The sequence below is a fragment of the Actinophytocola sp. NPDC049390 genome, from assembly GCF_044466355.1.
Lineage (GTDB): Bacteria > Actinomycetota > Actinomycetes > Mycobacteriales > Pseudonocardiaceae > Actinophytocola.
This window is the reverse complement of the sequence record NZ_JBITMQ010000002.1, coordinates 227,704-253,857: the sequence shown is the minus strand read 5'-3', so window position 1 is coordinate 253,857 and position 26,154 is coordinate 227,704. Positions and strand designations below refer to the sequence as shown.

Genomic DNA, 26,154 nt, shown 5'->3' with positions numbered 1-26,154 from the left:
TCGGCGAAGAAGAACGGGCAGGCCGCGACCACCGTCGCGACCTGCCCGTTTCGCCGCGGCGCGATTCACCAGCGCGGCACGGTGAACCCGCCTGCCGCGACCGGAGCGCGCACCGCCGGGCCGGTCAGGGTCGACCGGTCCGGATCGCGGAAGCCGAGCGCGGGTACGGGCCGCACCGCGCACCGGCGTGGCCGCTGTCCAGCCACGACCAACCCCGCCACCGCACCCGGCACGGCGACCGCGAGGACCGCGCCCGTGTGGCCGCGACCGTGCTGCTCACACTGCGTGGCACCCCGTTCGTCTTCCAGGGCGAGGAGTTCGGCCTGTCCGACGCGGTGGTCCCACCCGAGCGCCGCCGGGACCCACTCGGCCGCGACGGCTCCCGGGCACCCGTGCCGTGGACCCCGGAGCCCCGCCACGGCTGGGCGGGCGAGCCGTGGCTGCCGTGGCCACCGCACGCGGACGTCCGCAACGCGGCGGCACAGCGCGCCGACGGGACGAGCGTCCTGTGGCTGTACCGGAAGCTGATCGCACTCCGCCGCGACCACCCCGACCTGCGCGACGGCGACCTCACGGTGCTGGACGGACCGGACGACGTGCTCGCCTACCGTCGCGGCACGCTCACGGTGGTCGCCAACTTCGGTGACCGGCCCGTGCCGGTGCCCCACCGCGGCCGGGTGCTGATCACGTCCGGGGCAGCCGGTCTCACGGACGGGTCGCTGGCCCCCTGCGAGGCCGTGGTCCTGGGGCCTGACCTGGGTTAGTGTGGGCCGGAGACCACAGCGACGTGGACGGCAGGGAATCCGGTGGAGCGGGAACAGTTGGAGCCGGCGGTACCCGTCGGTGAGGATCCGCGCCGGTACGCGCGAGTCCTGGCGAAGGTGCACGAGGCCGCCCTCGCCGGCGCCCGGCCGCCCGCACGACCCCGTTCCGTGATCGAGGCGTCCTGGGCGCGGGTGACCCGTTTCGGCGTCGACCCGGACCAGGACGCGACGTCCGATCGGCTCGGCACCGCCGAGGTCGAACACCGCCGCCGCGCGTCCGGGCTCTCCGCCGTGCTGTCCGTCCTGCGGTCCGGGCTCGTGTCGGTCGCGGACGAGGCGGCGCACATCATGGTCGTCGTCGACGCAGAGGGTCGCGTGCTGTGGCGCGACGGGAGCAGCGCCGTGCGCAGGCAGGCCGACCGCCTCGGGTTCGTCGAAGGCGCCTGCTGGGGTGAGGACACCGTCGGCACGAACGCCATCGGCACCGCGTTGATCGTGCGCCAGCCTGTGCAGGTGTACTCGGCGGAGCACTACGTGCGCACCCACCACGCGTGGACGTGCGCCGCCGCCCCGGTCCACGACCCGAAGAGCGGGCAGCTGCTCGGCGTCATCGACGTGAGCGGGCCCGCCGCGAGCGTGCACCCGAGCACCCTCGCGCTCGTCGACGCGGTCGCGAAGCTGGCTGAGGCGCAGCTGTCGGCCGCGCACTACGCGGACCTCGAGCAGCTGCGCGCGGTCGCCACCCCGATGCTCGCGCGCACGGACGGCCCGGTGCTGGTCACCGACCCGCACGGGTGGGTCGCCGCGGTCGCCGGGCTGCCGCCGGTGAACCGGGTGCTGGTACCGGAACACGTCACGGACGGTCTGGTCTGGCTGCCCGCGATGGGCCCGTGCACCGCGGAACCGTTGCCGGGCGGCTGGTTGCTGCGCCCGCGGACCGAGGAGAGCGCACCACCGGCACAGGTGGCGCTGGACCTGCGTGACCGGACACAGTGGACGGTCAGCGTGCGTGGCCCGAGCGGGGAGTGGGAGCACCGGCTGACGCCGCGGCACGCGGAGATCCTGTTCGTGCTGGCGGACAACCCGTCCGGCCGCTCCGCCCCGGAGCTGGCCGAGGACCTGTTCGGTGACGCCGGTTCCACGGTCACGGTTCGCGCCGAGATGTCGCGGCTGCGCCGCCACCTCGGCAGCGTGCTGGAGCACCGTCCGTACCGGTTCAGTGATCGCGTCGAGGTGACCGTGCGCAGACCGGCGCGGCCCGCCGACCTGCTGCCCGGCTCGCTCGCCCCGGCCGTGGTGCGGGCACGCGCCACCGGGAGCTGACTGCAACCCGGCTGCAACCGTTGGTCCCGCCGTCGGCACGTACGACAGTGCTCGTGCGGTGTTCGCCGCATCGGTGCGATCAGCCGAAGGAGCCTGGACCATGCGCGCAGCGGTGTACCGAGGACGCGAGGACGTAGCGGTGAAGGAGGTACCGGAGCCGGAGTGCCCGCCGGGCCACGTGAAGATCCGGGTGAGCCACAACGGGATCTGCGGCACGGACCTGCACGAGTACTACGCGGGCCCGATCTTCTTCCCCACGGAACCCCATCCGCTCACCGGCATGTCGATCCCACTGGTGATGGGCCACGAGTTCTGCGGCGTCGTCGTCGAGGTCGGTGACGGCGTCGACGGGGTGGCCGAGGGGGACCGCGTCGCCGTCGAGCCGATCCACCGCTGCGGCGAGTGCCCGCCGTGCCGGGCTGGGCGGTACAACGTGTGCAGACGGATCGGTTTCCACGGCCTGATGGCCGACGGTGGACTGGCCGAGTACACGGTCGTGCCGAGGCACATGCTGCACACGTTGCCGGACACGGTGAGCACCGAACTGGGCGCGATGGTGGAACCGATGGCCGTCGCCTACCACGCCGCGCGACTCGGGGAGTTGACCCCGGGCGAGCACGCGGTGGTGTTCGGCGCGGGCCCGATCGGCATCGGCCTGTGGTTCGCACTGCGCGGCCAGGGCGTCGAGGACATCACGATCTGCGAACCGTCGGCCGAACGCCGCCAGGCGATCAGCGACCTGGGCGCACGGGACGTCATCGACCCGACCCAGATCGACCCGGCCCACTACGTGATGAGCCGGACCGACGGCAAAGGCGCGGCGGCGGCGTTCGACGCGGCCGGGGTCAGGGCAAGCGTGGAGTCCGCACTGGACTGCCTGGGCGCCCGCAAACCGCTGGTGTCGGTGGCGATCTACGAACGCCCACTGGAGACCACGCTGCTCAAGCTCGTGCTCGCGGAGACCCGCATCCAGGGCTCCCTGTGCTACACGTCGGACGACTTCGCCGCGGTGATCGACCTGATGGCGCACGGCCACTACCGCACGGACGGCTGGGTGACGCACATAGACCTGGACGACCTCCACGAGGAGGGCTTCGAAGCCCTGCACGCGGGCAGAAAGATGAAGGTCCTGGTCGACCTCTGACGGGGGCCGGTTCCGTTTGCAAACGCGCCCGGCTACTGGTCTCGTCGTTCGAGTTCGGTCATGCTTGTGCACGTGACCAGGTGGCGACCGATTCATCCGAGCAAGACCATCGTGAGCGCGGTCTTCGCCGGGATCCCGGGGCTGCTCCTGATCGTTCTCCTGTTCTCGGTCGTCACCGGATCCGGGACGGGCGCGACGCGCGACCTGGTGATCGCCTGCGGCCTGGTCGCGTTGTTCACGCTGGGGGCGTGGCGAATGACCCGGACGGGCATCTACCTCAGTGACCGAGGGGTCCGCATCCAGCACCTCGCGGACAGCGACGTCGTCGAATGGGCCGACGTGCTGCGGGTCGTCGTGCGGACCCGGCAGAGCGGGTGGTCGTTCTTCACGACACAGATCGAGGAGATCTGGCTCGTCGTGCGCGACGGCGACCCGGTCGGCACCGCGGTCATGCGCGCGCCCGACCGCCCGTGGGACGGGCGGCCACGATGGGGCGTCAACTTCGCGATCACCAGCGACCCGGCCTTCTACCAGACCCTGACCACACTCGAGGACGGGCTCGCCCGCTCACGGGAAGCGGTCAACGGCAGCTCGTAAACCGTCGACTCGCCGCGGACCGCCTGTCGGGCGAGGACACAACGCGGACCGTTGCAACCCCTTGCAACCCTGTCCCGACAGCCGCCGCCCGTCGTTCAATCCCGGGCATGACGGCGGTAGGAATCGTGGCGAACCCCGCCTCGGGCCGGGACATCCGACGGCTCGTGGCAGGCGCGTCGGTGTTCCCCACAGCCGAGAAGGCCAACATGGTCCAGCGCATGCTCGGCGCACTGGCCACGGTGAACGTCACCACCGCGTACGTCTCCGTCGACCTGGGCGGCATCTCCGCGAAAGTGCTGCGCGCGGTCCGGCACCGTCCCGCGCACGCTGCCCCGTGGCCCGAGGTCCGGTTCGTCGACGACGACACGATCACCGGCCGAGCCGAGGACACCACGAACGCGGTGCACCGGATGGTCGCGGCGGGTGCCGACGTGATCATCTGCCTCGGCGGCGACGGCACGGCCCGCGTCGCGACCGCCGCCCTCCTCGACGGACCAGGCCACGACATCCCGCTGCTGCCCCTGTCCACCGGCACCAACAACGCCTTCCCCGAACTACGCGAGGCCACCGTCGCGGGCCTGGCCGCCGGGCTCGTCGCGACCGGCGCCGTCGACCCCGCCCTCGCGACGAGCCGCGCGTCGGTCCTCGCGGTGACGTGCGGGGACCGCACCGAACCGGCGCTCGTCGACGTCGGCGTCGCCACCGCCCGCCACGTCGGCGCCCGCGCGCTGTGGGACCCCACCGCGCTGACCGAGCTGTACTGCACGTTCGCCGAACCCGACGCCGTCGGGCTGTCGTCCGTCCCGGGACTGCTGTGCCCCAGCCCCCGCGACAAGCCCGACGGCGTCGCCCTCCGACTGTGCCCGGTCGAGGAGGCGCCGACCGTCGTGCACGCGCCGATCGCACCCGGGCTCGTGCTGCCCGTCGGTGTGGCCGAATGGCGGCCGTTGCGGGTCGGTGAACGGGTCGAGGTGGCCACCCGTACCGGCGTGGTCGCCGTCGACGGTGAACGTGAGATCGAACTGCACGGCACGGTGCCCGCGACCGTGCGGCTGCGAGGGGACGGCCCGCGTCGCGTCGACGTCACGGCCGTCATGGACCAGGCGGCCAGGACGGGCCTGTTCCGCCAGATCGCCGGACGCTCCGGAAAGGACAGTCAACGATGACGACCACCCGACCAGCTGGCACCGTGCAGGGGCTCGACGAGACCGCGCTGCTCGACGCCTACCGGACGATGCGCACGATCCGCGAGTTCGAGGAACGCCTGCACGCCGAGTTCGCGACCGGCGAGATCCCCGGTTTCGTGCACCTGTACGCGGGCGAAGAGGCCTCCGCCACCGGCGTGTGCGCGCACCTGGACGAGCGCGACTCGATCGCGAGCACCCACCGCGGTCACGGTCACTGCATCGCCAAGGGCGTGGACGTGAAGGCGATGATGGCCGAGATCTACGGCCGGGCAACGGGAACCTGCCGCGGCAAGGGCGGGTCGATGCACATCGCCGACCTGTCCAAGGGCATGCTCGGCGCCAACGGCATCGTCGGCGGGGGCCCACCGCTCATCTGCGGCACCGCGCTTGCCGCCAAGCAGCAGGGCACCGGCGGGGTCGGGGTCGCGTTCTTCGGTGACGGCGCCAGCAACCAGGGCACCACGCTGGAGGCGATGAACCTCGCGTCGGTGTGGCACCTGCCCGCGGTCTTCGTGGCCGAGAACAACGGCTACGCCGAGGCGACCGCCAGCACGTGGTCCGTGGCCGCCGACAACATCGCCGACCGCGCCGCCGGGTTCGGCATGCCCGGCGTGATCGTCGACGGGTTCGACTTCTTCGCCGTACACGAGGCGGCGGGGGAGGCCGTCGCACGCGCCCGCGACGGCGGCGGCCCGACGCTCATCGAGATCACGTTCACCCGCTACTTCGGCCACTTCGAGGGCGACCAGCAGACCTACCGCGCCGACGAGGTCGCGCACGCACGCGAGACGCTGGACTGCCTGAAGCGCTTCCGCGCACACGTCACCGAGGCCGGGCTCCTCGACGCGGGCGCGCTAGACGGCGTCGACACGCAGGTCGCCGACCTCATCGAGGCGGCCGTCGCCGAGGCGAAGGCGGCGCCGACACCCACCGCCGCCGACCTGACCACCGACGTCTACGTGAGCTACTGAGGAGCACCGCCATGGCACGCACGATCAGCTACCGCGAGGCGATCAACGAGGCGCTCGCGCAGGAGATGGAACGGGACCCGTCGGTGATCGTCCTCGGCGAGGACAACGCGGGCGGGCAGGGCAGCCCCGGCGACGACGACGCGTGGGGCGGCGTACTCGGTGTCACCAAAGGGCTCTACCACCGGTTCCCCGGCCGGGTGCTGGACACGCCGATCAGCGAGTCCGCGTTCATCGGCGCCGCGATCGGCGCGGCCACCCGCGGCATGCGCCCGGTGGCGGAGCTGATGTTCATCGACTTCATGGGCGTCTGCTTCGACCAGATCTTCAACCAGGCGGCCAAGTTCCGCTACATGTTCGGCGGCAACGCCGTCACCCCCGTCGTGGTGCGCACGATGTACGGCGCGGGTCTGTCCGCGGCCGCGCAGCACTCCCAGTGCCTGTACCCGATCTTCACGCACATCCCCGGCCTGAAGGTCGTGCTGCCGTCGAGCCCGTACGAGGCGAAGGGCCTGCTGGCGCAGTCCATCCGGGACGACGACCCGGTGATCTTCTGCGAGCACAAGGCGATGTACGACGTCACCGGTGAGGTGCCGGAGGACAGCTACACGATCCCGTTCGGTGAGGCCAACGTCGTACGCGACGGCGACGACGTGACGATCGTGGCGCTGGGCCGCATGGTTTCGGTCGCCGAGTCGGCCGCCGCCGAACTGGCGGGCCAGGGCGTCGAGGCGGAGATCATCGACCCGCGCACCACCAGCCCGCTCGACACGGACACGATCCTGGAGAGCGTCGAGAACACCGGGCGGCTCGTCGTCGTCGACGAGGCCAACCCGCGCTGCGGCATGGCCGCCGACATCTCCGCGCTGGTCGTGCAGGAGGTGTTCGGCGCGCTGCGCGCCCCGATCGAGATGGTGACCGCGCCGCACACACCGGTCCCGTTCGCGCAGCCGCTCGAAGAGCTGTACATCCCCGACGCGCAGAAGGTGCTGAGCGCTGTCAAGAAGACCATGGACTGGACGCGCCCGTGAGTGACATCAGGAAGGTCACGATGCCCAAGTGGGGCCTCTCGATGACCACCGGCAAGATCACCGAGTGGATCGTGGCGGAGGGCGACGAGGTCGCCGAGGGTGACGAGCTGGCCGACATCGACACCGACAAGATCGCCGGCGCGCTGGAGGCCGCGGCACCCGGTGTGGTGCGGCGGATCATCGCCGAGCTGAACGAGGACGTCCCCGTCGGCGCCACGATCGCGCTCATCGCCCCGGCCGACGTGCCGCAGGAGGAGATCGACGCGGCCGCCCGCACCGCGCGGGAGGAGCTGGACTCCGGCGTCGTCGAGGACGTCGCCGGCCCGGTGACCGGCACGGTGCGGGTGGACGGCAGGAACCTCGCGTACGCCACCCTGGGCGAGGGGCCGGAGACCGTGCTGCTCGTGCACGGCTACGGCGGCGACAAGAACTCGTGGCTGTTCGTGCAGGAACCGCTGTCCGCGGCGGCGACCGTCCACGCCATCGACCTGCCCGGCCACGGCGAGTCGACGAAGGACGTCGGCGACGGCTCCCTGGACACGCTCGCCGCCGCCGTGCTCGGTTTCCTGGCGGAGCGCGGGATCGAGCGCGCCCACCTGGTCGGTCACTCGCTGGGCGGTGCCGTGGTCACCGCGGTCGCCGCGCGCGAACCCGGCCGGGTCGCGTCGCTGACCCTGGTCGCGCCCGCCGGCTACGGCGACCGGATCGACGCCGAGTACCTGCGCGGGTTCGCCGCGGCCGCGTCCCGCCGCGAGCTCAAGCCGCACCTGACGAAGCTGTTCGCCGACCCGGCCCACGTCACCCGCCAGCTCGCGGACGACCTGATGAAGTACAAACGTCTCGACGGCGTGCAGAAGGCTCTCGACACACTGCTGGGCACGCTCCTCGCCGGGGACGGCCCCGGCATCGACGCCGCCCCGCTGCTGGCCGAGGTCGACTTCCCGGTGCGGGTCGTGTGGGGGCGGGCGGACCAGGTCCTTCCGGTGACGAACGCGGACGCGCTACCCGGCGCCGTCGTGATCGACGACGCCGGGCACATGGTCCACATGGAACGCCCGTCGGCAGTGGTCGACGCCGTGACCGCCGCCGTGCGGGGGTGATCGGTCAGGCCACGCGGATGCGGAAGATCGCGACCCGCGCGTCATGGCCGTCGACGCGCATGTCCACGGTCTTCGTGCCGCGCAGCTCCAGCTGGACCGCGCCGTTGCCGCGCATCCAGTTGACGCGGTCGATGCCGTTGAAGAAGACCCGGTGCTCGGCGTCCCAGCCCGTCGCCTTCACGTAGTTCGGGTTGTTGGTGTCCGCGGTCCAGATGACGAGGCGGCCCTGCCGGTGGTGGGCGAGCACGCGGTCTTTGTGGACGCCCTTGTGCTTGTTCCACTCGTCACGCAGGTCGGTGCGCTGGTCGCCGTTGTAGGCGTTCGCGATGTAGTGGGTGTTCATCATCGCGAACTCGAGTGCGGTGTGCGTCTCGTGGCGCACGACGACCTCGGTGATCCAGCGCGGCGGCGTCACGTGCGCGATGCCGCCGTGCACGAACGTCGCCTTGGACGCCACGACCCGCCACGGCCGCGGGATCGAGATCGGCACCCGGAACGCGGTGTCGTGCCGCAGGAACGCGTTCCGGTAGAGGCTGCCGAAGTACCTGTCGATCATCGCGGGCTCGCCGGTGTCGCCCTCGCGGATCTCCTGCCAGCCCACCAGGGGCCGCGCCACGTCGTCCGCGTTCCGCACGTCGCGGATGGCGGCCTCCCGCGCGCCGAGGTTCTTGCGGCCGATGTTCGCGGTGACGATCGGCAGCCGGATCCAGTCGGTCGCGGCCGAGGCCGTGCCCGCCCCGGCGATGGTGCCGAGCACCGCACCACCGCCGAGGACGAGCGCCTTGCGCCTGCTGAGTTCCACGGATGTCCCTTTCTCCCGACAACTCGGTGGGACGAATTCTGTCAGAGTGTCACAGTGTCCGTGGTGGTTTCGGCGCTACGGCAGGTCGACGAACGGCGCGAGGAACGTCCGGGCGGTCGGGGTGTCGGTCCGGTAGACGACGTTCGTGGCGTAGCACGGGGCGTCGCCGGTGATCGTGGTCGCGACGAGCACCAGCTCGCCGTCGAGCACCGCGAAGTTGGGGCCGCCCGAGTCGCCGTAGCAGGCGCCGCCGTTGCCCTGCGGCGCGGTCATCGCGAGCCGCAGCCACGTCTTGTTGAGCGCGTCGAACGACTCCGGTGCCTTCATGCGGACTCCGCCGCCGGGGTGGGTGTGGCCGCCGGGGCCGCGCCGCGCCTCCTGGGTGCCGTACCCGGCCACGACGAAGTCGGTGGCGTCGAGCCCCCGCGGGCCGAGTTCGTCGAGGCGGCCGGCGGTCGGCAGCGTGGCGGGCGTGAACGACCAGCGCGCCGCCATCTGCGCGGCGGGCACCTCGACCACCGCGATGTCGTGCGAGTCCGCGGAGTTGCCCGGGTAGCCGGCCTCGGTGTGCGCGACGCCCTCGACGCCGACCGCCCGCGCGACGGCCGCCGGGTCACCGGGGTGCGCCTCGGCGGCGTCGTCGAGACCGGTCTGCACGTCCTGGTCCAGCGAGACGTAGAACCGGACGTTCGCGGGCCACGTGAAGGGCGCGGTGCAGTGCGCGGCCGTCAGGAAGGTGTCGGCGTCGACCATCGTGCCCGAGCAGACCCAGTCCACCCGGTCGGGCGTGGTCGGGTCGTCGTCGTTGTCCCAGGTGGCGACGAGCGCACCGACCTCGGTCCGCTCCGGCGCCGGTGTCGCGTTGTACGAGTTGATCGCACCGGCGGGGGCCGCCCCGGCCATGACCAACGCGACGGCAGCGGCGGACGAGCCGAGCGCCGCTGTGGACAGTTTTCGCATTGTGGGTCCTTCTTTCACCTGGCCCCCCAGGTGCCGTCGCCACATTCAACACCACGGCGGGCGCGCACGGGCGAGTTCCGCGGCAGGCCTCCCTACGATGTCCGCATGGCGCTGATCCACCGTGCGACCCTGACCCCCACGAAGCTCGAACTGCTGTCCGCCACGCTGCCCGGCAGGCCGTGGTACGCCGCGTCCGGCGACCTCGATCGCGTGGCCGCGTACCGGTTCGACGACCCGGCGGGCGCGGTCGGGATCGAGACGATGCTGGTCCGCGGTGGCGACGGGCCGGTCCACCAGGTGCCGCTCACCTACCGCGCCGCGCCGCTGGCCGGTGCGGACGCCTGGCTGCTCGGTACCGCGGAGCACTCGGTGCTCGGCACGCGCTGGGTCTACGACGCGGTCGGCGACCCGGTCTACGCCGCGGTCCTCGCACACGCGATCCTCACCGGCGCCGGCCAGGCCGAGGAACTCGTCGACGGCGTGGAACGGCGGGCACCCACCATGGCCGTCGCGAGCACCGCGGTCGCGGGTGCGACCGCGCCCGCCGTTGGCTCGGTCGTGCGCGTCGGCGGTGACGACCCGGTCGTGATCGTCACCGACACCGTCGAGCTGACCGTGGTCCGCCGCCTCGACGCGGGTGTCGCGCTCGCGGGCACCGTCCTGACCGGCGCGTGGCCGGGGCAGGACACGCCGGTGCCGTTGGCGTCCGCGCTCGCACCGTAGGATCCGACCATGGCGAACCGGTCGTACCTCTACAGCATCGGCAACCGGCCCGAGTCCTGTGAGGACCGGCCAGAGACGATCTCCGGACTGTCGGAATGGCCGTACGCCGTCCCGTTCTCCTACCGGGTGCTCATGTCCGGGGACCCGCGGCTGTGCGCCTCCCTCATCTCGGACGGCTTCGAGGACGACCCGCCGGAGCGCAGGACCCGGCTGTACGCCATCAGCGGTGACTTCGACACCGGCCACGCGCGGCTGACGAAGTTCTGCGCGGCCCTGCGCGTCGCGGGCGCCGCCGTCGACGCCCTCCCGGACGACCCCGCCGAAGCCGGCGCCGTGCTGGCGAAGGCCGCCAGCGAGGAGGCCGACTCCCCGCTGGCCGCCTGCCACGGCCTCGTCCTCGACGACGGCTTCGACAACACCCGCGACCGCAGGACGGAGCACCCGATCGGCCTGAGCTGGTGGACCGACGTCCTCTACTTCGCGCTGTGGAACAGGGCGGAGTTCGCGGCGAACGCGTAACCCCGTCAGCCGGTGAACGAGTACGGGCCGAAACGGCCCCACGCCACGAGCGCGGACAGCACGAGCAGCACGAGCGGCATCGCGATCACCTTCGCCTCGTCGCGGCGCAGGTGCGTGGCGATCGCGCCGACCATCAGCGCCACCAGGCCCACGCCCGCCAGGGGCACCAGCACGGGTGCGATGTCGACCACGGCGGGCAGCACCAGCCCGACCGCGCCGAGCACCTCGGCCGTGCCGATGCCCTTGATGGCGCCCGGGCTGTACCCGGCGAGGGCCGCTCCCGTCGGGGAGGCGACCAGCTTCTCCTTGGACTGGGCCAGCTTCGCGAGGCCGCTCATCAGGAAGATCGCGGCGAGCAGGCCCGCGACGACCCACAGGGTGATGTTCATGCCTACCCGACGAGATGGCCCGTCGTAATGTCAGGCCTGACGTTCCGGGGCGCCGCCCCGTCGACCCGGACGAGGAGAGGAGCGCGATGAGCGACCCGGCCCTGAGCGCGGTCATGAGCGAACGGCGTCAGCTGATCAACCTCGCGTACCGGCTGCTCGGCTCCCTCGCCGACGCGGAGGACGTCGTGCAGGAGACCTACGCCCGCTGGTACGCGATGTCGGCCCGCGAGCAGGAGGCCGTCGCCTCACCCGGTGCGTGGCTGACGACGGTCGCCGGCCGCATCTGCCTCGACCTGCTCCGCTCGGCACGGGTCCGCCGCGAACGCTACGTCGGCGAGTGGCTCCCGGAACCGGTGCCCGAGCACACCGAGTGGGCGGGCGGCGCCGACCCGGCCGACCGGATCACCCTCGACGAGTCGGTCACCATGGCGTTCCTCGTGGTGCTGGAGTCGATGACCCCGGCCGAGCGCGTGGCGTTCGTGCTGCACGACGTGTTCCGGTACTCCTTCGCGGAGGTGGCCGAGGTCGTGGGCCGCACCCCGGCGGCGTGCCGCCAGCTGGCGTCGTCGGCCCGCCGCCGCGTCACCTCGCTGGAGGTGCCCGCGACCCCCGCCGCCCGCCGCGCCGAGGTGGTCCGCGACTTCAAACAGGCGTGGCAGTCCGCGGACATCGACGCCCTGGTCGGCCTCCTCGACCCGAGCGTCACCGCCGTCGGCGACGGCGGCGGCCTCGCCTCCGCGCTGCCCCACCCCGTCCAGGGCGCCGAACCGATCGCCCGCTTCTTCGTCGAACGCATGGGCGCGCTGCCCGAGGCGGTGCTCGTGGAACGCACGGTCAACGGCCAGCCCGGCCTGGCGGCGCGACTGAACGGCAGAACCGTGGCGGTGCTGGCGTTCGACATCACCGACGACCGGATCACGCGGATCTGGGCGGTGCTGAACCCGGAGAAACTCCGCCCCTGGACGTAGGCCTCAGCCGCCGCGGTGCCAGCTCCGCAGCTTGTCCGGGTTGAGGACGATCCACACCGCGGTGACCTGGGTTCCGGCGACGCTCACGGTCGCCACGGCGACGGCGCGGCCCGCGCGGCGCAGCGTCAGCCCGGTGCGGCCGTTGACGGGTTCGACGGCCAGCACCGCACCGGCCCGTCCCGACAGCAGCGCCGCGACGAACCGGGCGACCTCCCACGCGCCCCGGATCGGCCGGACCGGCGCACGTACCTTCCCGCCGCCGTCGCACACGACCACCGCGTCGTTGGCGAGCAACACGGCGAGCGCCGCGCTGTCGCCCGCGTCGCAGGCGGCGGCGAACCGGCGGGTGGCCCGGTCGTGCGCGGCCGCGTCGGACGGGAGCACCGGCGGGGGCACGTGCACCGGCCCGGGCAGGGCCGGGGCCGCCGTCCTCGGGCGGTCGGGGTCGAGCAGTTCCAGGGAGATCTCCGCCGCGGCCCGCGTCAGCCACGCCCGCGGCGACAGAACGCCGGCGCGGTCGTCGTCGCCGAGTGCGTACCAGCGGCGGTAGGTCTCCTGGACGAGCCACTCCGCGGTGCCCGCCGAGTCGAACAACCACATCGCGATCCCGAGCAGGTGCCGCCGTTCGTCGAGCATCTCCGCCAGTGACTCGGCACCGGCGTCAGACACGGCCCGCCGCCGTGAGCTTGTCCGGGTTCATCATCCAGAGCACCCGGTCGATGCCCTCGGCCGACGCGGTGACGGTGAGCACCGCGAACACCGTGCCGCCGTTGCTGAGCAGCGCGGCCGCCTGCCCGTTCGTCGTCCCCCACGACACGTCGACCCCCGCCCAGAACCGGTCCGCGAACGCGCGGTGGTACTTCGCGACCCTCAGCCTGCCGACGACCGGGATGCGGGAGGCACGCACGGCACCGCCGCCGTCGGAGTAGCTGACCACGTCGGCGGCGAGGACCGCCTCCAGCGCGGCCAGGTCGCCCGCGCGGGCGGCGGAGACGAACGCGGTCAGCAGCGCGCGTTGCCGGCCGCCGGTCACCGGGGTGCGGCGGCCACCGGCCACGTGCTTGCGCGCCCTGCTCACCAGCTGCCGCACCGCGGGTTCGCTGGCCTGGAGGATGTCCGCGATCTGCCCGTACGGGTAGTCGAACGCCTCCCGCAGCACGTACGCGGCGCGTTCGCTGGGGGTCAGGCGCTCCAGCAGCAGGAGCACCGCGAACCCCAGCGCCTCACCGCGCTCGGCACCGAGGTGCGGGTCGGCGCTCGTGTCGACGGGTTCCGGCAGCCACGGGCCGATGTAGGTCTCCCGGCGGACCCGCGCGGTCTGGGTGGCGTTGATGGCGAGCCGCGTGGTCGTGGTCGCCAGGAACGCGGCCGGGTTGGTCACCGAGGCGCGGTCGGTGTAGGTCTGCCAGCGGACCCACACGTCCTGCACCAGGTCCTCGGCGTCCGACGCGCTGCCCAGCATGCGGTACGCGATCCCGAACAGGCGCGGCCGCACCTGCGCGAACACCGCCGTCGCCTGTTCGAGACCGCCTGGCCCAGCGGTGTCCGCCACGATCGTCGCCCCTGTCCGGCCGCTGTGTCGCCGCCGACGGGAAGTATCCGCCGACGGCCTTTCGGACAGCTATGACAGGGCAGCCGCGCCGCGTGTGACAGCGGTGCGCTACCCGCGTTCCCCGGGTGGGCGGATGCCTGGCGGGTCGACGGTGGTCGGTTCGCCCGGGATCGCTCAGGACTCCTCCGTGCCCGCGTGTGCGCGGCGATCGCGGCGCTGCGCCAACTCGGCCTCATCCACCAGCGTGAACATCGGCTGGTCCGGGGCGAACAGCATCGTGACGGTGAACCGCAGCGCGACGTCGGCACGGTTGTTGCCGTCCTGGTAGTGGATGACGTCGCCGCCCGGCTCCCAGAACGCCTCGCCCGCCCGCAGCACGCGGGGCGGCTCGCCTTCCAGCTCGAACAGCATCTCTCCCTCCAGCACGTAACCGAAGGCGGGACCGGAGTGCCGGTGCGGCGGGGCGCCGGGATCACCGGGCGGGTACTCGATGACCACCGTCATGCCGTGCGCGCCCGCCGGGATGAACGGCGGCGCCACGTCCTGCAGCGTGGTGAGCGCGGTCTGCCACGCGGTGGACCGCGTTGTCTGCTCGGGCATCGCGGCCCCTACTTCCCGGCCCAGTCGCGGTAGCGGATCGTGCCGAGTGTCGCGCCGTCGCCGGGCACCAGCGTCCGCTCGCCGGGCACCACGCCGAAGTAGCGGGCCTCCGGGTCGGCGACGACCACTCGAGGGTCGCCCTGGGCGGCGAGGATCTCGGTGAAGAACTCGTCCATGCGGAACCGTTCCGGGCCGGCGATCTCGACGCGCCCGCGCACCGGTTCGCCCACGGCGATCCGGCCGACCGCGGCCGCGACGTCGTCGCTCGCCATGGGCTGGAAGTACACCGGCGCCAGCCGCACCGTGCCGTCCGCGGTGGCCTCGTCGGCGATCCGGGGCACGAACTCGAAGAACTGCGTCGCGTGCACGATCGAGTAGGGGACCGGCGACTTCTCGATCAGCGTCTCCTGAGCCTGCTTGGCGCGGAAGTACCCGCTGTCCTGCAACCGTTCCGTGCCCACCACGGAAAGCGCGACGTGGTGGCCCACACCGGCCTCCGCCTCCGCCGCGAGCAGTGTGCGGGTGGACGTCTCGAAGAACGCCATCACCGCCTCGTCCTCGAAGGACGGTGAGTTCGACACGTCGACCACCACGTCCGCGCCGGCCACCGCGTCGGCGACGCCCTCGCCGGTGAGCGTGTTCACCCCGGTGCTCGGGGCGGCGGCCACCGCCTCGTGGCCGTGCTCGACGAACCCCCGCACGAGTTTCGACCCGATCAGCCCGGTACCGCCGACTACCACGATCTTCATCGCGAACCCCTTCCTCGCTGTCCCGCCGGATGCGTTCGGCACCCGGTCGCCAGCTCAGACAGGACAACCCGGCGGGCTGTGACAGCCACAGCGGGATTTCTCGTACCTGTCACACATCGCGACGCTGCCCTGTCTCAGCTCACGCGACCGACCGAGGAGCGACGCCGTGCCGGCGACGAACACCGGCTGCTGACCATGGTGCAGATGGCCGGGGTGCTGGTGCTCGCCGCGGGCGTGCCCGCCGCGGCCGACGGCGACTACCTGGCCGTCACCGCCGGGTACCTCGTGATGCGGCTCGGGCTCGTCAGCCAGTGGCTGCGGGCGGGCGTCGAGGACCGGGCGCGCAGGCGGACCGCGGTGCGCTACGCCACCGGCATCGGCGTCATGCAGGTCGGCTGGGTCGCACGGCTCGTCCTCGCCGAGGCCGGTGCCCTGTCGGCGATCGGGCAGCCGCTGTCCTTCGTGGGCCTGGCCGTCGCCGAGCTCGCGGTGCCGAGGTGGGCGGAACGCCCCGGCCCCACGAACTGGCATCCGCACCACATCGCCGAACGCTACGGCCTGTTCACGATCATCCTGCTCGGCGAGAGCGTGCTCGCCGCGATCACGGGCGTGCGCGGGGCGCTCGAGTCGGCGGCGATCGGCGGCTCGTTCGTGACGATCGCGGTCTGTGGTCTCGTGCTGCTGTTCGCGTTGTGGTGGCTGTACTTCCTGGAGCCCGCCGGGGAGGGCCTGGCCGACCGCCGCCGCCGGTCCTACCTGTGGGGCTACGGCCACTACGGGATCTTCGCCGCGCTCGCGGTGCTCGGCGCCGGCCTGGAGGTCGCGTTGCCGACGGGCGTGTTCCTCGTGTTGCTGTGGCTGGTCACCGTACCGCTCGTGCCGCGGCCCGTGGTGCGTGTTGTGCTGTCCTGCGCCACGGTCGTCCTGCTGCTCCCGCTCGCCGCACCGTTCACCGGGGTCGCGCCCGTGGTGGCGGGCATCGCCGCGTCGTGTGCGCTGCTCGTCGCGTACACCATCGCGTCGGCGCGGAACCGGTTCGCCTGACCCGGTCACCGTCCCGTCCTTGCCCACGGCCGGTGCGCGTGTCACCGTGGTCGGGATCGCCGAGTTGGAGCCGACCTGGGGGTGCTCTGATGCGTGGGAAGATCCGTCGTGCGCTGGTTGTGACGACCCTGCTGGTGTTCGCGACGGGCGCGGTCTCCGCGCCCGCGGCCGCCGAACAGGGACCGGTCGCACACTTCGTCGTGCTTGGTGTGGAGGGGAAACCGCTCGACCGGGTGGTGGCGGCCGTCGTCGCGGCCGGGGGCCGGGTGTCGCGGAGCTGGCCGCAGATCGGCGTCGTGGTCGCCACGTCCCCGGACGCCGCGTTCGCCGCCGCGGTGCGCGGCAGGCCTGGTGTGGTCGCCGCGGGCAACACCCGCAACCTCGCGGAACTGGACGAGGGGGCCACAACCGCACGCCGCGCGGAGAGCACGCCGGTTGCGCACGTCGGTGAGGAACCGCTCGACCAGTACCAGTGGGCGCTGCGGCAGATCGGCGGCGACCGCGCACACGAGATCACCGACGGCAACCGGGACGTGCTGGTCGGCGTGCTGGACAGCCGGATCCACGCGGACAACCCCGATCTCGCGCCCAACATCGACGAGACCGCCTCCGTGAGCTGTGCGGGCGGCGTCCCGAACACCTCGCGGGCCGCGTGGACCGCCCCGCCGGACGCCACCTTCGCGCACGCCACCGCCGTCGCCGGGGTCATCGCCGCGGCACGCAACGGGGTGGGGATCGCCGGTGTCGCACCGAACGTGCGCATCGCCGCGGTCGCGTTGTCCGACAACGGGTACGTCTTCCCCGAGGAGATGATCTGCGGCTACGTCTGGGCCGCCGAACACGGCGTGGACGTCACCAACGCGTCGTTCTCCGTCGACCCGTGGGTCCGGTGGTGCGACGACGACCCGGACCAGGCGGCCGCGGCGGCGGCGATGATGCGGGCGATCGACTACGCCGCCGACCACGACGTGGTGAACGTCGCCGCGAGCGGCAACGCGAACTGGGACCTCTCGCACCCCGTCCTGGACACCTACAGCCCGGTCAACGGTGAGCCGGTCGAACGGCTCACCGGGCACGGCTGCAGGCAGCTGCCGACGGAGGCACCGGACGTGCTGATCGTGTCCGGGGTCGGTGCCGACAAGCTCAAGGCCCAGTACTCGAACTACGGCATCCGGGACGTCGACCTGACCGCGCCGAGCGGCGACGGGAACCAGATCCCGGACGTCCCGGGCGGCAACCCGGGCGTCATCACACCGGTCAACCTCGGCGAATGGGGTTTCTTCGGCGGCACCTCCGCAGCGGCGCCGCACGCCGTGGGCGTGGTCGCGTTGCTGCGCGGCACACATCCCGACTGGTCGGCCCAGCGGGTGATCGCCGCCGTGCAACGGGACGCGGACCGGCTGCCCTGCCCGCCCGGCGGCGTGTTCGACCCGGACGGCACCGGTGAGTGGCTCGCCCACTGCGAGGGTGGCCGGTCGGGGAAGGGCTTCTACGGCTCGGGCCTCGTCGACGCCCTGGCCGCGGTGGCGACGGGCGACCCGGGGCGGGACGGCACCGGCTGACCGCTGCCGCGTCTGGCACGATCACCGGGGTGTTGAGCGAAGAAGCGGCCGACCTCGTCGCCCGGTACGACCTGGCGCCGCTGCCGGTCGAGGGCGGTCTCTACCGGCGGACGTGGGCGGGTCCGGAGGACGGCGACGGGCGTCCTGCCGGGTCGGCGATCATGCTGTTGCTGTCCGCCGAGGAGGACCACTTCTCGGCCCTGCACCGGCTGCCCATCGACGAGGTGTGGCACTTCTACCGCGGCGACCCGCTGGAACTGCTGCTGCTCGACCCGGACGGCACCGCCCGGGTCGAGGTGCTCGGACCGGGCCGGGACCAGCACGTCCAGCTGGCCGCGCCCGCCGGCACGTGGATGGGAGCGCGGGTTCCGTCTGGCTGGGCGCTGTGCGGCACGACGATGGCACCCGGTTTCGTGCCCCGCGACTACGAAGGCGCCGATGCGGACACCCTGGTGGCCCGGTACCCGTCGGTCGCCGACCGCATCCGCGCACTGTGCCGCCCGGACCGTCCGCACACGATGCCCGACGATGTCGACGCGTGACCCCGCGCTGCCGGACCTGACCGGCACGGCGACGCTGGTGACCGGCGCGAGCGGGAACATCGGCGGCGGGATCGCGTGGCGCTTCGCCGAAGCGGGCAGTGCCGTCGTCGTCCACTACCACCGCGGCGCGGCACCGGCCGAGGCCCTCGTCGCCCGGATCGAGGCCGAGGGCGGCACCGCGACCGCCATCCGGGCGGACCTCTCCGACGCCGCCGCCTGCCACGACCTCGTCCACGCCGCCGCGGCATGGGCGGGCAGGCTCGACACCCTGGTCAACAACGCGGGCGTCCAGCCGGTCGAGGACCTGGCGGACATGACCGCCGACCGCTGGCGCGCCGTGCTGGAGACCAATGTGGACAGTGCGTTCTCCTGCACACAGGCCGCCGCCGAGGTCATGGCGGACGGCGGCGGCGTCATCCACGTCGCGTCCATCGAGGCGACCCAGCCCGCGCCCGGCCACGCGCACTACAGCAGCGCGAAGGCCGCCCTGGTCATGCACGCCCGCGCCGCGGCGCTCGAGTACGGTCCGCGCGGCGTCCGTGTCAACACGGTCTCACCCGGCCTGATCGACCGCTCCGGCCTCGCCACCGACTGGCCCGACGGCGTCGCACGCTGGCACCGCGCCGCACCGCTGACCCGCCTCGGCACCCCGGCCGACGTCGGCAACGCGTGCGTCTTCCTGGCCTCACCGCTGGCGAGGTGGATCACCGGCCACAACCTGGTCGTCGACGGCGGCGTCTCGGCCCGGCCGACCTGGTGAGGACCGCGGCCGTGATCGCGTTCGGGGGAACGAGGTGAGCCGGGCGGTCGGAGCGGGTACCCGGGCATGACCAAGTCCGCCCCGGAGGTGCCATGGAACTGCTCGGTGTGCAGCTGCCCGACCCGCTGACCAGCGTTGGCCGTCTGGCGCGGGGGCTCGGTGGCGTCGCGTTCGCCGGGCTCGACCGGCTGACCGGCCGGGCGGGCAGGCGAGCCGTGTGGACGTGCCCCGGGCGGGTCTACGTGGCCGCGCAGGGCGTGCACGGGCCGAGTGGTGCGGCGGTCGCGCGGCGGATCGAGCGGCGGCTGGCCGCGCAGCCCGGGGTCGCGTGGGCACGGGTCAACGCGCCGACCGCCCGGGTCGTGATCGGCGTCGAGGACCCGCCGCCCCGCACCGATGTGCTGGTCCGGGTGGTCGAGCGTGCCGAGGAGGAACCGGACGACGAGGACAAACTGGCCGAGGACGCGCTGCACCATCCCGCGGACGGCACGACGCGCACCCGGCTGCGGTCGACCGTGCTGGTCGACGCGGTCGGCATGCTGCTGGGGGCGGTCAACAAGATCGCGCCGTGGACGCCCCTGCCCACCGAGGTCGCCGGGCTGCTGTCGGCGGTCAACATGCACCCGGCGACACGCCGGTTCGCGGGCGAGCGGATGGGCAGCCACGAGAAGGCCGACTCCCGCCTGTCCATGGCCACCGCCCTGGTGCACGGTCTCGCCGCGGGCGGCGAGGGCACGGCACTCGACCTCGCCACCCGCGTCGCGCAGTGGCGGGAGGCGAAGGAGTACGAGCGGGCCTGGTGCGTGGCCGAGCCGTCGCTGGTCGCCGGTCCCGACGCGGCGGGCGCCGACGCGATCGTCACCGAACGCCCGCGGCCGCTGCCGGACGGCGAGGTCGAACGGTACGCACGCAAGGCACTGGCCGCCGGCGCCGCCGCCGCCGCGATCGCCACCCCGTTCGCCGGGCCGCGGCGCGCGCTCGGGGCCGGGCTCGCCGCGCTACCCAAGGCACCCGCGACCGGCCGTGCCGCGTTCGCCGCGCAACTCGGGCGGGTGCTGTCCCGCCGCGGTGTCCTGGTCATGGACCGCACCGTGCTCCGCCGCCTCGACCTGGTGGACGTGCTCGTCGTGGACACCGACGTCCTCACCACCGGCCGACGGCAGCTCACCGACCTCGTGCCCGTTGGTGACACCGAAGGCGCCGCGCTCGCGACCACCGTGTTCGACCTGTTCGACCCCGACGACCCCACGGCCGTCCGCAACGGGCGGGGCTGGCGCCTCGGTCCCGTCGACGACCTGGACCTGACCGGCGACACCGCGCAGGCCGAGCGGACGCGGTTGCGTGACTCCGGCGCGGAGGTGCTGGGCCTCGCCGAAGGGGACCGGCTGCGCGGCCTGGTCGTCGTCGGGCAGGAGACCGCGCCGGGTGCCGACGGGCTCGGCACCGCCGCCGCGCGCGCCGGGCTGCGGGTGGTCCGGCACGACGACGGGAACCCGGTCGCGGCCGTGCGGTCGCTGCAGGCGGACGGGCACGTCGTGATGCTGGTGTCCGCGGACCGGCAGGCGCTCGGCGCGGCCGACTGCGGCATCGGCGTGCACCGCGACGGCACGGCCCCACCGTGGGGCGCGCACCTGATCACCGGCGCCGACGGGGCCACCGACCTCGACGCCGCGACGCTCGTCGTCGCGGCCACCCAGACCGCGCGACTGGTCAACCGGGACAGCACCCGGCTCGCCGTCGCCGCCACCGGCATCGGCGCCGTCAACGCCCTGAACACCCCGGTCCGGTCGGCGTCGCGCAGCATGCGGGCGGTAAACACCGGCGCCGCACTGGCGTTCGTCGACGGCACCTGGCGAGCAGGACGGCTCAAGACCGCGACGGTGGGCACGCCGACCATCCGGGCGAACACGCCGTGGCACCTCATGCCCGTCGAGGTCGCGCTGGACCGGCTCGGCACCCGGCAGGACGGCCTGACCGCGGACGAGGCGCGGCGCCGCCCGACCGCCGGGCACGACGGCGGCGACGGCGGGGAGACCGGGTTCGCGAAGGCGTTCCTCGCCGAACTGGCCAACCCGCTGACTCCGGTGCTGGCCGGGGGCGCGGCCCTGTCCGCCGCGGTGGGGTCACCGGTGGACGCGGCACTCGTCGGCGCGGTCGTGTCGGTGTCGGCGCTCGTCGGCAGCGTGCAGCAGACCAGGACCGAGCGGGCGCTCGCGAAGCTGCTCAAGCGTTCCGCCGTGCGCGCGACCGTCCGCAGGGACGGCGCGGAACGCGAGGTCACGGCCGACGAGCTGGTGGTCGGCGACGTGGTGGTGCTCGGTGCCGGGCACGTCGTACCCGCCGACTGCAGGCTGCTCGACGGCGCGGGCGTGGAGGTCGACGAGTCGTCGGTGACGGGCGAGTCGCTGCCGGTGGTCAAGGACCCGGCGCCGGTCGTCGCCGCCGAGATCGCCGACCGCGCCTCGATGCTGTACGAGGGCACCACGATCTCGAGCGGCTCCGCCGTCGCCGTGGTGGTCGCGGTGGGGGACGACACCGAGGTCGGGCGCGGCATGGCGGCCGCTCGCGCGTCGGCGCCGACCACCGGCGTGGAAGCCAGGCTGGCGGAACTGACCGGCAAGAGCCTGCCCCTGGCGCTGGGGTCGGCCGCGGCCGTCGCGGGCGCGGGGCTCCTGCACCGGGTGCCGCTGCGCGAGACGATGGGCGCCGCGGTCAACCTCGCGGTCGCGTCCGTGCCGGAAGGGCTGCCGTTCCTGGTCAACGCGGCGCAGCTGGCCGCGGCCCGGCGGCTCGCCGCCCACAACGCGCTGGTTCGCAACCCGCGCACGATCGAAGCGCTCGGCCGCGTCGACGTGCTGTGCTTCGACAAGACCGGCACCCTCACCGAGGGCAGGCTCGCGGTCAGCGAGGTGGACGACGGCCGCGTGACCGCGCCCGCCGGACAGCTGTCCGAGTCCCACCGGCAGGTGCTCGCGGCCGCGGTCCGCGCCACCCCGCACGCCGACGACCCGGCGGAGATGAGCCACCAGACCGACCGCGCGGTGGTGACCGGTGCCGAGCGGGCCGGGGTGAGCGCGGGCGAGCGGTGGCGGCCGGTCGGCGAGGTGCCCTTCGACCCGTCGCGCGGCTACCACGCGGCTGCGGGCACGTCGAACGGTGCCGCGGTGCTGAGCGTGAAGGGTGCGCCGGAGGTCGTGCTGCCCCGCTGCGCCAGGCACGGCGACGGGCAGCCGCTCGACGCGCGGGCACGAGAGCGGCTCGAGCACCGGTTCGAGGAGCTCGCCGGCGCCGGGCACCGCGTGCTGGCCGTAGCGGAACGCACCGTGCCCGGGACCGACGGGGACATCGACGACGATCTGGTGACCGACCTGACGCTGCTGGGTTTCGTCGCGCTGTCGGACCCCGTGCGCGAGAGCGCGCCGCCCGCGGCCGCGAAACTGCGGGACGCGGGCGTCCAGATCGTCATGATCACCGGGGACCACCCGGCGACCGGCGAGGCCGTCGCGGGCCGCGTGAACGGCGAGAACGCGGACCTGACCGTGCTGACCGGTGCCGAGATCGACGAACTGGACGACGACGCGCTCGCCGACGAGCTGCGGTCGGTGGACGTCATCGCCCGCTGCAGCCCGGCGCAGAAGGTGCGGATCATCGAGACCTACCAGCGGCTGGGCAAGGTCGTCGCGATGACCGGCGACGGTGCCAACGACGCGCCCGCCATCCGGCTCGCGGACGTCGGCATCGCGCTCGGCAGGCGCGGCACCCCGGCCGCCCGCGCGGCGGCGGACCTCGTGGTCACCGACGACCGGCTTGAGACGATCATCGCCGCCCTCGTCGAGGGCCGGGCGATGTGGGCGTCGGTGCGGGAGGCACTGGGCATCCTGCTGGGCGGCAACGTCGGCGAGATCGCGTTCACCGTGCTCGCCTCCGTGCTCACGGGACGGTCCCCGCTGACCGCGCGGCAGCTGCTGCTCGTCAACCTGCTCACCGACCTCGCGCCCGCGCTCGCGATCGCGTTGTCCCGCCCGGAACGGCAGTCGGTGGCCGACCTGCTGCAGGAGGGCCCGAGCGCGTCCCTCGGCAAGGCACTGACCCGCGACGTCACGAACCGGGCGGTCGTGACGACGCTGGGCGCGGGCGCGGCGTGGACCGCGGCCCGGTTCACCGGGCGTGGCCGCAGGGCGTCCACGGTGGCACTCGCCGCGCTCGTGGGTACCCAGCTCGCGCAGACGTTGTCCGCGGGCGGTGGTGACCGGACCGTGCTCATGGCCGGGCTCGGGTCGGCGGTTCTGCTGGCGGCCATCATTCAGACGCCGGGCTTGAGCCAGTTCTTCGGCTGTACGCCGTTGGGGCCGGTGGGGTGGAGCATCGCGCTGGGCAGCGCGGGTGCCGCCGGTGTGCTCGGGCGGGTGCTCGAGTGACGGCCGTCAGTTCTGGCGGATCTTCTCGGCCTGCGTGAGGAGGGCGTGTGCGACGGCGATCGCCTCGTCGGCGGTGAAGCTTGCCCAGACTGTGTCGTGGTTCTCGTCGTCTATGCGCAGCACCACGCGCTCTATGCACGGGGTTGACGGGATTCGGAAGCGGCCGGCGCTCAGTCGCCGGCCGCAGTTGGTGACCAGCTGAGTGCGGTTGGCGTCCATCCGCTTCACCTCCATGCCTTGGTACTGCATGCAGCGCTTGGGTTCGTGGATGTATTCCGGGTTTCCCTCCCGGGGCCTCGCCGGACGGGCTGATCTGGGGGAGGGGCCTTCCGGTTCGGGCTTGTTGTGGTTTGGCAAGGACGGGCTGCCCTCCGGGGGGTCCTCGCCGGACGGGCAAGTCTCGGGGAGGGGGCCTCACGATTCCGGCGTGTTGAGATTTGGCATGGATGGGTCTGCCTGCCCTCCCGTCGACCTCCCTCCGGGCTATCACACCGCGTCAAGGGGCCGGGCTTATGGACGGGGTGTTTCGGGCAGGGCCCCTTGACCCGGTGTGATCGGGCTTCGCCAGGTCGACGGGAGGGCAGGCAGGCCGTCTTTGTGGGCTTGCGCCCGGCTTGCTTGGGGCTGGGGGCCCGCTTCGCGGGCGGTTCAATGCCCTGAAAGACGCTTTCGGGACACTCAACGTCACGAACGCGGCTTTCGCGGCCCGCGGGTGCCGTTACTCGGTCAGGACGCAGTGGGTGCGGTTGTAGATGGTGGGCATGCACTTGTTGCAGTGGGTGCACAGGGACGGGGTGCCCGGTGTGGTGGCCAGGCGCCTGGGGAGGTCCGGTTCGCGCAACAACGCTCTCGCCATGGCCACGAACGCGAATCCTTCCGCCATGGCGGTGTCGATCGTGTCGCGGCGGGTGATGCCGCCCAGCAGGATCAGGGGCAACGTCAGTTCTCGGCGGAACCGGCGGGCGTGGTCCAGCAGGTACGCCTCCCGGAACGGGTAGTGCTGCAGGAACCTGTGGCCGGTGAGCCTCAGTCCCCACCGCAGCGGTGGGGGGAACGCCGCGGCGAACTCGCGGACCGGGGCGTCGCCGGTGAACAGGTACATCGGGTTCAGCAGGGAGCTGCCCGCGGTCAGTTCCAGTGCGTCCACGGTGCCGTCGCGTTCCAGCCACGCCGCCACCTGCAGGCTCTCCTCGACCCGCAGGCCGCCGCGCACCCCGTCGTCCATGTTCAGCTTCGCCGTGATCGCGATCCGGTCGCCGACGGCGTCGCGGACCGCGCGGGTGACGGCCAGCGCCAGGCGGGCGCGGTTGGCGAGGGGGCCGCCGTGGTCGTCGTCGCGGTGGTTGAGGCGGGGGCTCAGGAACGCGCTGACCAGGTAGTTGTGTCCACAGTGGATCTCGACGGCGTCGAAGCCCGCGGCGACCGCGAGGCGGGCGGCGTTCGCGTGTGCTTCGACCACCCGGTCCAGGTCCGCTTTCGTGGCGGCCCTCGTCATGCGGAAACCCAGTGGGGACAGTGCTGTTGCCGGTGCGAGGGCGGCGGCCCGGTTGGACGCGGCGTTCGCGACCGGGCCCGCGTGCCCGATCTGCGCGGCGACCGCCACGCCTTCGGCGTGGACGGCGTCGGTAAGCCTGCGCAGCCCGGGCACCGCCTCCGGGCGCAGCCAGATCTGCCGCCGGTGCGTGCGACCCTCGGGGGAGACCGCGAGGTACGCGACGGTGGTCATGCCGACGCCACCGCGTGCCGGTGCCCGGTGGAAGTCGATCAACGCGTCGGTGACCAGCGCGTCCGGGGTGACGCCCTCGAACGTGGCGGACTTGATGATCCGGTTCGGCAGCGTGACCGGGCCGAGCCGGGCGGGAGCGAACGCGTCGGGCACCATCACGGCCCGTCCAGGCCCGCGATCACGAAGGCGCGCAACGAGTCCGGCTCCGTCGGCTCGGCCGGCACGTCCGCGAGCGGGTCGCCGTGGTGGTGGAGGATGAGGGTGAACGCCATCGCCCAGCGGCGGCGTGCCTCCCGGACGGTCAGGTCCGGTCGAGCCTCCCGGAGCAGGTCGACCCACGGAGAAAGGTCGAACCACCGGTCCGTGAACGCCGGGGCGCGGCGGCCGAGCACGAACCGGGCCAGCAGGTGCAGGCGCAGCCTGCCGACCGGGTCCGCCGCCAGACCGGTCAGCGGGCCGAGCACCACGTCGACCAGCTCGGCCACCGACGTCGTTCCGGTCAGCTCGGCGAGGCGGGGCTGCCAGAGCGGGCCGAGCCGCTCCTGCAGGAGCGTCGCGACGAGCGCCTCCTTGGACCCGAAGTGGTAGTGCACCGCGGCCGGGTTCATGCCCGCCGCCGCGTTCACCGCCCGCACCGACAACCGGTCGTACCCGGCGGTCAGCAGCTCCTGCTCGGCGGCGGCGAGCAGACGGGCCCGCGTCGACGCCTCGGTCAGTTCGCTCACC

At 73.1% G+C, this 26,154-nt stretch carries 27 protein-coding genes; 16 read left to right on the top strand and 11 right to left on the bottom strand.

The window, feature by feature from the left end; genetic code table 11:
- Positions 1-65: 65 nt before the first annotated feature.
- Positions 66-206, bottom strand: coding sequence for a hypothetical protein (locus ACIBVP_RS07365; RefSeq protein WP_396105148.1), 141 nt, complete (start codon positions 204-206; stop codon positions 66-68).
- Here ACIBVP_RS07365 and ACIBVP_RS07360 point away from each other — a divergent pair.
- The 8 genes from ACIBVP_RS07360 (at position 144) to ACIBVP_RS07325 (ending at position 8,114) form a co-directional block, all read left to right on the top strand.
- Positions 144-764 (top strand): DUF3459 domain-containing protein, encoded by a 621-nt coding sequence (locus ACIBVP_RS07360; RefSeq protein ID WP_396105848.1) that lies wholly within the window; start codon positions 144-146, stop codon positions 762-764. The genes ACIBVP_RS07365 and ACIBVP_RS07360 overlap by 63 nt on opposite strands.
- A 42-nt stretch (positions 765-806) precedes the next feature.
- Positions 807-2,087: a GAF domain-containing protein gene (locus ACIBVP_RS07355; protein WP_396105147.1), complete on the top strand. Its 1,281-nt coding sequence runs from the start codon at positions 807-809 to the stop codon at positions 2,085-2,087.
- A 100-nt stretch (positions 2,088-2,187) separates the two neighbouring features.
- On the top strand, positions 2,188-3,231 hold the full coding sequence (locus ACIBVP_RS07350; protein ID WP_396105146.1) for a 2,3-butanediol dehydrogenase: 1,044 nt from the start codon (positions 2,188-2,190) through the stop codon (positions 3,229-3,231).
- A gap of 72 nt (positions 3,232-3,303) precedes the next feature.
- Positions 3,304-3,828 (top strand): hypothetical protein, encoded by a 525-nt coding sequence (locus ACIBVP_RS07345; RefSeq protein WP_396105145.1) that lies wholly within the window; start codon positions 3,304-3,306, stop codon positions 3,826-3,828.
- 107 nt (positions 3,829-3,935) lie between these two features.
- Positions 3,936-4,994 (top strand): ATP-NAD kinase family protein, encoded by a 1,059-nt coding sequence (locus ACIBVP_RS07340; protein ID WP_396105144.1) that lies wholly within the window; start codon positions 3,936-3,938, stop codon positions 4,992-4,994.
- Positions 4,991-5,986, top strand: a complete 996-nt coding sequence (locus ACIBVP_RS07335) for a thiamine pyrophosphate-dependent dehydrogenase E1 component subunit alpha (RefSeq protein ID WP_396105143.1) — start codon at positions 4,991-4,993, stop codon at positions 5,984-5,986. The genes ACIBVP_RS07340 and ACIBVP_RS07335 overlap by 4 nt, the downstream gene beginning before the upstream one ends.
- Before the next feature lie 11 nt (positions 5,987-5,997).
- A complete protein-coding gene (locus ACIBVP_RS07330) occupies positions 5,998-7,014 on the top strand; it encodes an alpha-ketoacid dehydrogenase subunit beta (RefSeq protein WP_396105142.1) in 1,017 nt (338 codons plus the stop codon).
- Positions 7,011-8,114, top strand: a complete 1,104-nt coding sequence (locus ACIBVP_RS07325; protein WP_396105141.1) for an acetoin dehydrogenase dihydrolipoyllysine-residue acetyltransferase subunit — start codon at positions 7,011-7,013, stop codon at positions 8,112-8,114. The genes ACIBVP_RS07330 and ACIBVP_RS07325 overlap by 4 nt, the downstream gene beginning before the upstream one ends.
- Positions 8,115-8,118: 4 nt before the next feature.
- On the opposite strand, the gene ACIBVP_RS07320 is transcribed toward ACIBVP_RS07325, so the two are convergent.
- Both ACIBVP_RS07320 and ACIBVP_RS07315 read right to left on the bottom strand, forming a co-directional pair.
- Positions 8,119-8,916 (bottom strand): hypothetical protein, encoded by a 798-nt coding sequence (locus ACIBVP_RS07320; RefSeq protein WP_396105140.1) that lies wholly within the window; start codon positions 8,914-8,916, stop codon positions 8,119-8,121.
- Between the two features lie 75 nt (positions 8,917-8,991).
- Positions 8,992-9,876, bottom strand: coding sequence for a trypsin-like serine protease (locus ACIBVP_RS07315; protein ID WP_396105139.1), 885 nt, complete (start codon positions 9,874-9,876; stop codon positions 8,992-8,994).
- Between the two features lie 105 nt (positions 9,877-9,981).
- Here ACIBVP_RS07315 and ACIBVP_RS07310 point away from each other — a divergent pair, with 105 nt between their 5' ends.
- Together ACIBVP_RS07310 and ACIBVP_RS07305 are read left to right on the top strand one after the other, a co-directional pair.
- Positions 9,982-10,599 (top strand): hypothetical protein, encoded by a 618-nt coding sequence (locus tag ACIBVP_RS07310; protein ID WP_396105138.1) that lies wholly within the window; start codon positions 9,982-9,984, stop codon positions 10,597-10,599.
- Positions 10,600-10,608: 9 nt separating this feature from the next.
- Entirely contained in the window at positions 10,609-11,118 is a 510-nt protein-coding gene (locus ACIBVP_RS07305) for a hypothetical protein (RefSeq protein WP_396105137.1), read from the top strand.
- A gap of 5 nt (positions 11,119-11,123) precedes the next feature.
- Here the strand turns inward: ACIBVP_RS07305 and ACIBVP_RS07300 are convergent, their stop codons facing one another.
- Positions 11,124-11,507: a DoxX family protein gene (locus ACIBVP_RS07300; RefSeq protein ID WP_396105136.1), complete on the bottom strand. Its 384-nt coding sequence runs from the start codon at positions 11,505-11,507 to the stop codon at positions 11,124-11,126.
- A gap of 86 nt (positions 11,508-11,593) precedes the next feature.
- On the opposite strand from ACIBVP_RS07300, the gene sigJ reads away from it, so the two are divergent.
- On the top strand, positions 11,594-12,475 hold the full coding sequence (sigJ, locus tag ACIBVP_RS07295) for an RNA polymerase sigma factor SigJ (protein ID WP_396105135.1): 882 nt from the start codon (positions 11,594-11,596) through the stop codon (positions 12,473-12,475).
- 3 nt (positions 12,476-12,478) lie between these two features.
- Here the strand turns inward: sigJ and ACIBVP_RS07290 are convergent, their stop codons facing one another.
- The 4 genes from ACIBVP_RS07290 to ACIBVP_RS07275 form a co-directional block, all read right to left on the bottom strand.
- The gene (locus tag ACIBVP_RS07290; protein WP_396105134.1) at positions 12,479-13,144 is read right to left on the bottom strand and encodes a hypothetical protein; all 666 of its coding nucleotides are present in this window, start codon (positions 13,142-13,144) and stop codon (positions 12,479-12,481) included.
- Positions 13,137-14,027, bottom strand: coding sequence for an RNA polymerase sigma-70 factor (locus ACIBVP_RS07285; RefSeq protein ID WP_396105133.1), 891 nt, complete (start codon positions 14,025-14,027; stop codon positions 13,137-13,139). The genes ACIBVP_RS07290 and ACIBVP_RS07285 overlap by 8 nt, the downstream gene beginning before the upstream one ends.
- A gap of 174 nt (positions 14,028-14,201) precedes the next feature.
- The gene (locus tag ACIBVP_RS07280; protein ID WP_396105132.1) at positions 14,202-14,627 is read right to left on the bottom strand and encodes a cupin domain-containing protein; all 426 of its coding nucleotides are present in this window, start codon (positions 14,625-14,627) and stop codon (positions 14,202-14,204) included.
- An 8-nt stretch (positions 14,628-14,635) separates the two neighbouring features.
- A complete protein-coding gene (locus ACIBVP_RS07275; protein ID WP_396105130.1) occupies positions 14,636-15,376 on the bottom strand; it encodes an SDR family oxidoreductase in 741 nt (246 codons plus the stop codon).
- Here ACIBVP_RS07275 and ACIBVP_RS07270 point away from each other — a divergent pair.
- The 5 genes from ACIBVP_RS07270 (at position 15,302) to ACIBVP_RS07250 (ending at position 23,702) form a co-directional block, all read left to right on the top strand.
- Entirely contained in the window at positions 15,302-16,420 is a 1,119-nt protein-coding gene (locus ACIBVP_RS07270; RefSeq protein ID WP_396105129.1) for a low temperature requirement protein A, read from the top strand. The two genes, ACIBVP_RS07275 and ACIBVP_RS07270, sit on opposite strands and share 75 nt — an antisense overlap.
- Before the next feature lie 89 nt (positions 16,421-16,509).
- Positions 16,510-17,982: a S8 family peptidase gene (locus ACIBVP_RS07265; RefSeq protein WP_396105128.1), complete on the top strand. Its 1,473-nt coding sequence runs from the start codon at positions 16,510-16,512 to the stop codon at positions 17,980-17,982.
- Between the two features lie 29 nt (positions 17,983-18,011).
- Positions 18,012-18,524 carry a cupin domain-containing protein gene (locus tag ACIBVP_RS07260; protein WP_396105127.1) on the top strand — a complete coding sequence of 171 codons (513 nt, stop codon included), beginning with the start codon at positions 18,012-18,014 and terminating at the stop codon, positions 18,522-18,524.
- A complete protein-coding gene (locus ACIBVP_RS07255) occupies positions 18,511-19,284 on the top strand; it encodes an SDR family NAD(P)-dependent oxidoreductase (RefSeq protein ID WP_396105126.1) in 774 nt (257 codons plus the stop codon). Before ACIBVP_RS07260 ends, ACIBVP_RS07255 begins: the two co-directional genes overlap by 14 nt.
- Before the next feature lie 92 nt (positions 19,285-19,376).
- Positions 19,377-23,702, top strand: a complete 4,326-nt coding sequence (locus ACIBVP_RS07250) for an HAD-IC family P-type ATPase (RefSeq protein WP_396105125.1) — start codon at positions 19,377-19,379, stop codon at positions 23,700-23,702.
- Positions 23,703-23,708: 6 nt separating this feature from the next.
- On the opposite strand, the gene ACIBVP_RS07245 is transcribed toward ACIBVP_RS07250, so the two are convergent.
- From ACIBVP_RS07245 to ACIBVP_RS07235, 3 genes are all read right to left on the bottom strand, one after another.
- Entirely contained in the window at positions 23,709-23,921 is a 213-nt protein-coding gene (locus ACIBVP_RS07245; protein WP_396105124.1) for a hypothetical protein, read from the bottom strand.
- A gap of 499 nt (positions 23,922-24,420) precedes the next feature.
- The gene (locus tag ACIBVP_RS07240; protein ID WP_396105847.1) at positions 24,421-25,581 is read right to left on the bottom strand and encodes an NADH:flavin oxidoreductase; all 1,161 of its coding nucleotides are present in this window, start codon (positions 25,579-25,581) and stop codon (positions 24,421-24,423) included.
- A gap of 2 nt (positions 25,582-25,583) precedes the next feature.
- Positions 25,584-26,153, bottom strand: coding sequence for a TetR/AcrR family transcriptional regulator (locus tag ACIBVP_RS07235; RefSeq protein WP_396105123.1), 570 nt, complete (start codon positions 26,151-26,153; stop codon positions 25,584-25,586).
- Position 26,154 lies beyond the last annotated feature (1 nt).